The following is an 8,907-nucleotide window of genomic DNA, read 5'->3' on the forward strand; positions in this document are numbered from 1 at the left end:
AAAAAATCGGCTCAAACATGAAGAAATGAAATGACTGCGTCAGCCGAGAAGAATTTCCCCGCTTATTCGCACCTTCCCTAACCCAAGACGCATGCGGGAAATCAATGACCATGTTTTCCACTGGGTTTTATCACTCATTACACCGACATCCTGTCTGAAAAAATCTGATGGGCTAACCATACCAGAAAGCTTTAAATGAGCCCATCATTGTGATCACCCTCCTCGAACCTGAACGAGCCCCCTCAGGACGACTTGCTCGATAACTACTTACTACCGTTCATACAATCTGAACGTTAAGGTTTGTCTACGATGAAGACGATGGCCTGAGCTTTAAAGCCATAAGTGTCTGAATATATTATATTTTCAATGGTATGTGTCACACTGCATCAAATTTATAGTAACAATAGCCAAAGCCCCGAACACATCTACAGAGACACCTTCAGGCACAGTGTTCAGATCTAATCGCCTGGCCTCCCCAAACAACCTAGTGGTGTGCTGTTCGAGAATCTCATCCAGCTCTAAAGATGAGATGGATCTTCTCCAGCGAGGGTGAGCCTTAAAGTCCTCTATAACGCAGTGTTGCAAGCATAAATGTGGGACTTCGACCCACCCGCCTGAATCAACGGAGGTATGTACCTTGGCTTGAAAAATGACTCTGACCATCGTGAAACATCCAGATGCAAAAACTGGGAGACTTGATGATATGAGGTTAGTTCATTAATGACAAACAAGTTAACTGCGGAATGGCTTTTTGCTAGGATGGTCGAATAAAACTAGGCTGTGTTCTCAAAATGCTGGTTTTCTGTCCACACATAACTCGCGCAAGTAGCGAAGGCAGAAAGCCAGTTTGATAAAGGCTGCAAAACTCTTGGCTAGCTTTTCATATCTCGTTGAAAACCGGCGAAACTTCTTCAACCAACCGAAGCACCGCTCCACGACATTGCGCCTGCGGTAATGCACCTTGTCCAGTACCAATGGACGCCCCTTATGGCGCCGTTGCTGGTCGCTGCGTTGCGGAATGACCGCTTTTATCCTTCTCCGCCGTAGCTCGGCTCGAAAGGCTTTGCTGCTATAGGCCTTGTCTGCGGCAAGATGCGCTGGCCGTGTTCGGTAGCGACCTGATGACGTTGGTATCCTCGCCATGGCCAACGCGCTTGTTGCATAGCTGATTTCTGCTGATTGCCCCGGTGACAGGCAGAAGCTCAGTGGTAAGCCATGACCGTCCGTGACCAAGTGAATTTTGCTGCCGAAACCTCCCCGCGAACGGCCAAGGGCTTGATTCATTGAGGTGTTTTTTTACGTGCACCGGCAGCATCTTTGGATGCTCTGACATTGGAGCCGTCCAGGCACCACAGGTCGAAATCGATGAGCCCTTCTTCATTGAGCTTGAGTTGCAGCGCTTCCAGAATGGCATCAATCCGGCCTGCATCCTGCCAACGCCGGAAGGTGTTGTAGACCGAATTCCATGGTCCGAAACGTTCTGGAAGGTCTCGCCAAGGAGCTCCGGTGTGGAGTATCCAGAGAATGCCATCGAGCACTTGGCGCGTTTCACGGGTAGGGCGCCCGATCAGGCTTCGAGAAGGAAACTGGGTGTAGTGGTCAACTAAATCCGGACACTTGGTTAGGCCGATCCTCGGCTCTTGCTGGCGGCATCCCGTCATTGTATTGATGTGGACGCCGCCAGTTGTAGTAATCCATCAAGTAATAACTGATATCCCGCTTTGCTTCCCGCAAGTGCATGTATCCCGTGGCCGGCAGCCACTCCGTCTTCAAACTCCTGAACAACCGCTGCATCGGGGCGTTATCCCAACAATTACCACGCCGACTCATGCTCTGGGTCATGCGATAGCGCCACAGTCGTTGCCGAAATACCCTACTGCCATATTGGCTGCCCTGGTCAGTGTGAAATAGCACACCGGATGGGCAACCCCGCTGCTGATAGGCCATCTCCAGTGCTTTGATTGCCAATTCTGCATCAGGTTTATCAGACATCGCCCAGCCCACGACCCGCCGGGTGTGCAGGTCAAGCACTGCGCCTAGGTAATACCAACGACCCGCGGCCCAGACATAGGTGATATCGCCACACCACACCTGATTGGGTTGCTGGACATCAAATTTACGGGCCAGCAGATTGGGAATATCCGGTCGCTCAGACCGGGCGACCTGATAGCGATGAGCGCCCGGTTGCTTGGATACCAGACCGGCTTCCTTCATCAGACTGCGCACTTTGAATCGGCCAATCTGATACCCCAGCTCTCGCATCATCGACATCAAGGTGCGGCTGCCCGCTGAGTTCCGACTTTCTTTGAACAAACGGCGCAACTCACAGCGCTGCTGCATACGCTCACGGTTAATCGCCCGCCTGCGGGCCAGATAATCGTAAAAACAGGAAGTGGGCACATCGAAAGCGCAGCAGACCAAGGTGATGGGGGCTTGCTCCCTTAATCGGTCTATCAGCGCGTACGTGTGAACTCGTCCGCCATCAAGAGAGCAGTAGCCTAATGGGATGGTCTGCTCTATCCACCCCGCTATGCTGGAGCCAGCATCAAGGAGGCTCATCATGACTCAAGCGCAGATTTACATTTACGGGATCGATTTAGGCAAAAACTGGTTTCACCTGGTGGCGATGGATCGCATGGGGCATGTATTGACCAAGCAAAAGCTCACTCGTTCACAACTGAAACAGTTCATCAGTACGACTCCACCCTGTCGGGTTGCCTTCGAGGCATGTCCTGGTTCGCAATACTGGGGACACCTGTTCCAACAGGCGGGGTTCGAGCCCAAGATTATTCCCGCTCAATTTGTTAAGCCCTACCTCAAATCGAACAAGAATGACTTCAACGATGCCACCGCCATTGCCGAGGCTGGTAGCAGAGGCACTATGCGCTGTGTCCCGTTGAAATCTCATGAACAGTTGGCATTGCAGGCGACTCATCGCGTCCGTCAGCGTTTCATCGTCGAACGAACCGCCACTGTCAATCAGATGCGAGCGTTGCTGCTAGAATATGGGCTCACCGTGCCAGTCGGCAGAAAAGTCTTCGAGCGTTCTCTGCCGACGATCCTTGAAGATGCCGAGAATGGCTTGCCTGACTTTATCCGCGCCCTGGTATTGCGTCTGAGAGAACGGTGGCAACAGCTGGATATTCAGATTGATGACATGAGCCTCATGCTCGGACAAGCCTCGAGCACGTCGAGTTTGTGCCAAAAAATCAGTACCGTCCCCGGCATTGGACCAATTGTCTCAACCGCGTTGATTGCCGCAATTGGCAATGGCTCACAATTCAAGAAAGCCCGCGACCTGTCAGCCTGGTTGGGGCTGGTCCCCAGGCAATATTCAACGGGCGGCAAATCTTCGCTCGGCGGGATCAGTAAGCGTGGCAATAGCTATTTAAGGCAAATGGTTATTCAGGGCGCCAAAGCGCTGAAAATTCACATGAAGCGTGACAAATCATCGTTAGGCGAATGGGTCGCCAGGCTAGAGGTCGGCCATCACAACCATGTGATACTTATCGCCCTGGCCAACAAGATAATGCGAATTTGCTGGAAAGTGCTGACATCCGGCAGGGATTACCAACCGTATCCCAACACAAGTTCAGCCGTTTAACTGATAGAACTCATACCCGGTTTTGCGAGCCAAAAACAGATGACAGAAGCGTTTACCCCACGACGTTGCAGCCTGGCTAAAAAAGCAGTCTCTCGAGACTGGTAGCTTTATTAGGACGATGACGTGCGGATCCCATCAAGGCCAGAGCCGGAAAACGGCTCACAGACAGGCCGGATACATTGACGCAAACGACTTCTGGAAATCAGTTCAAGCTTGCAGATAAGGAGCAGACCATACATAATTTTAGTATGTCCTTTTCACGTTCGAGTCGGTTGATACGGGCTTCCAGCTCCTGGATTTTCTGCTGCTCCGGAGTCAGCGCTTTGCTGATTGGGGTTGTGCCACTGCGTTCGGATTGCAGTTGCTGAACCCAGCGACGAAGCACAGTTTCACCGACATCCAGTGAACGGCTTGCTTCGGGAACAGAATACCCCTGGTCGAGCACCAGGGATGCTGCTTCGAGTTTGAATTCGGCAGTAAATGAGCGACGTAATCTTGTCATTGAACACCTCAGGTCATGGTGGCGACTGTACCACCTAAAATGGTGTCCGGGATGATTAGACCACTACAGGGGCTCGATAAGCCCCCATTGTGCATCAGTCAGCTGATAACGGCGGGACACGGAATGGATCTTAAGCTGTTGAGAAGATGTGAGATTATATCTTCATCACTTTAAGAACACAGCCTAGGGGGATTCTAGGCGAGCTCTTGTTTGTCGAGCGAGCGACAACCACGCTACCAAGAGTGCAAACACTGCTCCTGTCATCAAAGATGAGATGGCTCGAAATCATAGGTCTACCTACTGTAATATACTGTCAGTACATCAGATCTACAGATGCACAGTATATGTTGGCAGCGTACAGTGCCCACACAACAAGGAAATGTTGATGCAAAGCCCTGTAGTACCGGATAACGAACGGCTTCGCTTAGACGCATTGCGCCGTTTAGCGATACTTGATAGCCCCGCAGAGGAGCGTTTTGACCGGATTACCAGGATGGCTCGCAACATGTTTGATGTGCCCATCGCATTGGTTTCATTGGTGGATGAAAACAGACAGTGGTTCAAGTCATGTTGTGGGTTGCCGGTATTGGAGACACCGCGAGACATTTCTTTTTGTGGTCATGCAATTCTCGGTGAAGAACTGTTTGTAGTTGAAGATGCGGCCCAAGATCCACGATTTTCTGACAACCCCTTAGTCACGGGGGAACCACACATTCGCTTCTATGCAGGCCATCCACTAGAAGTTGGGAACGGTTTGAAGCTGGGTACATTGTGCATCATAGACTCTAAACCCAGGGGTTTTAGCCCACGAGACCAAGCGCTGTTAGCTGATTTGGCATCCATGGTTGAGAGTGAGTTACAAGCCGTTCAGAGAGCAACCATAGATGAATTGACGGGGATAACTAACCGTAGAGGATTCATGCTGCTCGCCGAAAAAAGTTTGAAATATGCATTTCGTGTAAAACACACAGCGGCCTTACTTTTTTTAGATCTAAATCACTTCAAACTAATTAACGATAAGTTTGGTCATGACATTGGCGATGACGCGTTGCGACATATGGCCGAGTTGTTATGCCGAGTATTCCGCGATGCTGATATATTCGCTCGCCTTGGTGGGGATGAATTCGTTGTCCTTTTACCTGGCACTGGTAGTGAACATTGTCAGAGAATTAAAGAGCGGCTGAATCATGCAATAGATGACTTCAATAGTCATAGTGGTAAGCCATACCAGTTGTCATGCTCCTTAGGAATTGTGATTTACGATGCTAGTATGCCGCCTAATTTAGATCAACTACTGCGGCACGCAGATGAAGAGATGTATTCATGCAAAGTGAAACGATAAATAGCTGTCGCCAAAAATACAACTATCTGAGCATTTCTTAGAGAAATCATTTTTATACTGGTAAAGAAGTAATTGACCGTATGAAACAAGATACCCTAATCATGGGGATCTTGTTTATTTTATTCAGTGTCTGTGTATAATTTTAATTACTTGTCTATGAATATACATTGATGGCTTGCTACTCGAATTCCTATACATTAGCTTTCAGCAGAGCAAACCATTTTGGAAGAAACACTATTTAAGTGGCGCGAGCCCATATCTCGTGAGAAATGTCACCAACAGTATTTTAATTTCATTTAGCATGGCGAATTTTTTAACGTGAGCTATATTAAAAGTGGGATGTGTCAATGTGGGGTATGTATGTTTTCACAATACAACATAAGAAACATATTGTTAATTTTCCTTGCGACACTTTCTTCATGCGCTATTGCTGTTGATACCAAAATTGTTCTAGTTAGTTCAGAGGACACTTATCATTCAAAGTATGGGTGCTGGTTATATAATATTTATAGCGAGGCATTTTCTAGATTGGGATATAAATTTCTATATCAGGGCGTTCCTGGTGGAAGAGCACCGATCCTCGCGGAGAATGGCAGTGTTGATGGTGAAATTCATCGGGCATTTGAATACCAACAGCAAACAACCAACTTGATCAGAGTGAATGAATCACATTTCAACGTGACTATTGAAGCTTATGTGTATGACAATAAATCAAAATATAATTCTTGGCATAGCCTAGATAAGGAAGGATTAAGAGTTGAATTCAGGCGAGGCTCAAAACGCGCCGAAGACGCACTTTCCAAGCTTATTACCTTCCCCCTGCCGACAGAGGTAAACACAACTGAGCAGGGATTGAAAAAACTGATAAAAGGACGCGTTGATGTATTTGTGGAGCAGACTCTGGTATTTGATAGGAGCAAGCAAGCATTGCTTGCGGAATCGACCGAGTATAATAAAATATATTCCGCAGGAATTGTTGATACCTTGGCAGGCTATGCGTATCTTAATAAAAAACACTCAAGGCTAGCGAAAGATTTGGCCTTAATGCTAAAAAAAATGAAAACCGAGGGTAGAGTAGAACAACTGCAAGAGCAGTTTTGCTATTATGATTAATTTAAAATCCAGTTCGTGCCATGGTGCTTTACAAGCGTCTGGGGTGCTCGATGATAGCCTCGCCTTCATAGAACAACACGAATGAGTTTCGATTGCCCCCCCCTAGTGATGGTCTCATTAGAAAACCAAATGTGTGTATTTTCGCATACCCGCGCTAAAAATCTGTCATCCGTAATCCAGCATTCTATTTAGTTATATCCAAATGAGTGTCATAATAGCATCGCTTCGGACACAACGTAAAAGGCCGCAAGGATGCAACCGTTCTCTGAAACCAGTGATCCCCACTTTCTTCGCTTAGATGCATTGCGCCGTCTCCAAGTGCTTGACTCCCCAACAGAGGAACGTTTCATTCGTATAACAAGAATGGCTCGCAACATGTTTGATGTGCCTATTGCCCTGATCTCATTCGAAGACAATGAACACGAGTGGGCCAAGCCTTGTTATGGCCTAAACATCCATGAACCTCTTCCTAATATCTCTTTTTGTAAAAATGGATTTCTCAAAGAACGCATGCTTGTTATTGAAGATGCAACCAAAGATCCTCTTTATTATAATAATCCAATGGTTCAAGGGGAGCCATACATCCGATTCTATGCTGGTCATTCATTAGTAATAACTGATGGATTGCATATCGGTTCGTTGTGCCTTATAGACCGTAAGGCTAGGGCTTTTGGAGAAAAGGATAGAGCTTTATTTACCGACTTGGCATTAACAGTTGAAAGCGAGTTACGTGCAGTTCAAATGGCGACAATAGATGAGTTGACGGGGATAACCAACAGGCGAGGTTTTATTCTTCTGGCTGAGAGGTACTTGCAACATGCATACAGAACGAAAAGGGGCCTTTCATTATTGTTTATAGATTTGAATCATTTCAAATCTATAAACGATCGATTTGGTCATGATGTTGGAGATGATGCATTGTGCCAAGCCGCCAGCTTGATCAACTTGATTTTTAGAAATGCTGATATCTGTGCTCGATTAGGTGGTGATGAATACGTGGTTTTACTCCCAGAAACAAACATTAACTATATTGAATCAATCAATAATCGAATAAATCAGATCTTTGATGAGTTCAATAAGCATAGCGGTAAGGTATATAACCTTTCTTGTTCTATAGGCTATGTGGAATATGATGCAACTACACCACCAGATCTAAACTTGTTACTCCGTTTGGCGGATGAGGCCATGTATCGTTGCAAGCAGAATTTATAAATCATATGCACCCTATGGGCATATGATTTAAGAGAGTCGTTAACTAGTATGGCAATAATCTGCAACAATAAAAATATCAAGTTAATTTTTATTTATGTACATTTTTAAATTATAGTTACTTAATAGTTCGGTTATGTGCCCATACAGTAACAGCAACTCTAGACTTTAATTTTAGTTTTCTTAGAATGTTTCTCACATGTATTTTTACCGTCCCATGAGATATATATAATAATTTTGAAATGACTTTGTTTGAGTGACCTTCAGCAAGAAGTTTTACTACATCAATTTCTCTATGGCTTAATGATTCAATAATGCCAACATTACTATCTGATAATGAGATTGACATTACTTTATTGTTTGACTGAGGACTTTCAATTGATGTATCAGCACATATGCTCTTAATGAAGCCAATTAAATCAAGCGGTTCAATATTTTTTGAAAGATATCCATTGGCTCCGAACCTAAACGCTTCTACAACATCAATTTCCAAATCTGACTCGGTGAAGATAACGACCTTGCTTTTTATTTTCTTTGCTCTGATTCTCTTCAGCGTTTCTAATCCATTAAGCACTGGCATTTGAAGGTCAAGCAATATTAAATCTGGTTCATATTCTACTGCCAGATCTAATCCTTCTTTACCATTGCCAGCCTCTGCAATCACCTTCATAAGGTGATCTGTTGAGAGTGTAGCTTTGACTCCTGCCCGCAATATAGCGTGGTCATCTACAAGCAATACTTTTAATGCTTGCATTTCTTCGATTGAAACTTTGTTATCCATAACTACATTCTCAATACCATGCTAGCGTCACATTACACCATACGTGCATAAAAAACACTATAAATCAACACGTTAACCAATATGCAGGATGCAACTCTATAATGGCCCATAGCTATGTATCTTTATCATTTTAACCCCAGTCGTTTGGCTAGACGATGTAAGTTACCACAATCAATGTCTAAGGAAGGTGCTAACAAGTCCCTGATATGAAATCATGTTTGTCATCTGGAGCCATGAAAAAGGGTTCATCATGAGTCATCAGCTCACCTTCGCCGACAGTGAATTCAGCAGTAAGCGCCGTCAGACCAGAAAAGAGATTTTCTTGTCCCGCATGGAGCAGATTCTGCCATGGCAAA

The 8,907-nt window shown here is 45.8% G+C and carries 5 protein-coding genes and 4 pseudogenes; 5 read left to right on the forward strand and 4 right to left on the reverse strand.

Annotated elements, in window-relative coordinates:
- Positions 1-786 precede the first annotated feature (786 nt).
- Positions 787-1,568 (reverse strand): annotated as a pseudogene (locus G5195_RS20000) (IS5 family transposase); the annotation flags it as partial.
- Between the two features lie 31 nt (positions 1,569-1,599).
- Positions 1,600-2,499 (reverse strand): annotated as a pseudogene (locus G5195_RS20005) (IS3 family transposase); the annotation flags it as partial.
- A 61-nt stretch (positions 2,500-2,560) separates the two neighbouring features.
- Here G5195_RS20005 and G5195_RS20010 point away from each other — a divergent pair.
- Positions 2,561-3,604 (forward strand): IS110 family transposase, encoded by a 1,044-nt coding sequence (locus G5195_RS20010; protein ID WP_151286329.1) that lies wholly within the window; start codon positions 2,561-2,563, stop codon positions 3,602-3,604.
- Positions 3,605-3,845: 241 nt separating this feature from the next.
- On the opposite strand, the pseudogene G5195_RS20015 reads toward G5195_RS20010, so the two are convergent.
- Positions 3,846-4,106: pseudogene (locus G5195_RS20015) on the reverse strand (transposase); the annotation flags it as partial.
- A 385-nt stretch (positions 4,107-4,491) separates the two neighbouring features.
- On the opposite strand from G5195_RS20015, the gene G5195_RS20020 reads away from it, so the two are divergent.
- From G5195_RS20020 to G5195_RS20030, 3 genes are all read left to right on the forward strand, one after another.
- Complete coding sequence (locus G5195_RS20020; RefSeq protein ID WP_151286328.1) at positions 4,492-5,448, forward strand: sensor domain-containing diguanylate cyclase; 957 nt, start codon at positions 4,492-4,494, stop codon at positions 5,446-5,448.
- Between the two features lie 360 nt (positions 5,449-5,808).
- Entirely contained in the window at positions 5,809-6,561 is a 753-nt protein-coding gene (locus G5195_RS20025) for a transporter substrate-binding domain-containing protein (RefSeq protein WP_201954671.1), read from the forward strand.
- Positions 6,562-6,813: 252 nt separating this feature from the next.
- The gene (locus tag G5195_RS20030; protein WP_080602637.1) at positions 6,814-7,773 is read left to right on the forward strand and encodes a sensor domain-containing diguanylate cyclase; all 960 of its coding nucleotides are present in this window, start codon (positions 6,814-6,816) and stop codon (positions 7,771-7,773) included.
- A 115-nt stretch (positions 7,774-7,888) separates the two neighbouring features.
- Here G5195_RS20030 and G5195_RS20035 read toward each other — a convergent pair whose 3' ends face one another.
- Positions 7,889-8,551, reverse strand: a complete 663-nt coding sequence (locus G5195_RS20035; RefSeq protein WP_144716203.1) for a response regulator — start codon at positions 8,549-8,551, stop codon at positions 7,889-7,891.
- Between the two features lie 250 nt (positions 8,552-8,801).
- On the opposite strand from G5195_RS20035, the pseudogene G5195_RS20040 reads away from it, so the two are divergent.
- Positions 8,802-8,907 (forward strand): annotated as a pseudogene (locus tag G5195_RS20040) (IS5/IS1182 family transposase); the annotation flags it as partial.

It is taken from the genome of Aeromonas sp. 601039, from assembly GCF_049174415.1.
Lineage (GTDB): Bacteria > Pseudomonadota > Gammaproteobacteria > Enterobacterales > Aeromonadaceae > Aeromonas > Aeromonas veronii_A.

What these genes read in the sequence shown, in the direction of transcription:
- G5195_RS20010 (WP_151286329.1), top strand. Translation starts at nt 2,561, where the DNA reads ATGACTCAAGCGCAGATTTACATTTACGGGATCGATTTAGGCAAAAAC.
- G5195_RS20020 (WP_151286328.1), top strand. Translation starts at nt 4,492, where the DNA reads ATGCAAAGCCCTGTAGTACCGGATAACGAACGGCTTCGCTTAGACGCA.
- G5195_RS20025 (WP_201954671.1), top strand. Translation starts at nt 5,809, where the DNA reads ATGTTTTCACAATACAACATAAGAAACATATTGTTAATTTTCCTTGCG.
- G5195_RS20030 (WP_080602637.1), top strand. Translation starts at nt 6,814, where the DNA reads ATGCAACCGTTCTCTGAAACCAGTGATCCCCACTTTCTTCGCTTAGAT.
- G5195_RS20035 (WP_144716203.1), bottom strand. Translation starts at nt 8,551, where the DNA reads ATGGATAACAAAGTTTCAATCGAAGAAATGCAAGCATTAAAAGTATTG.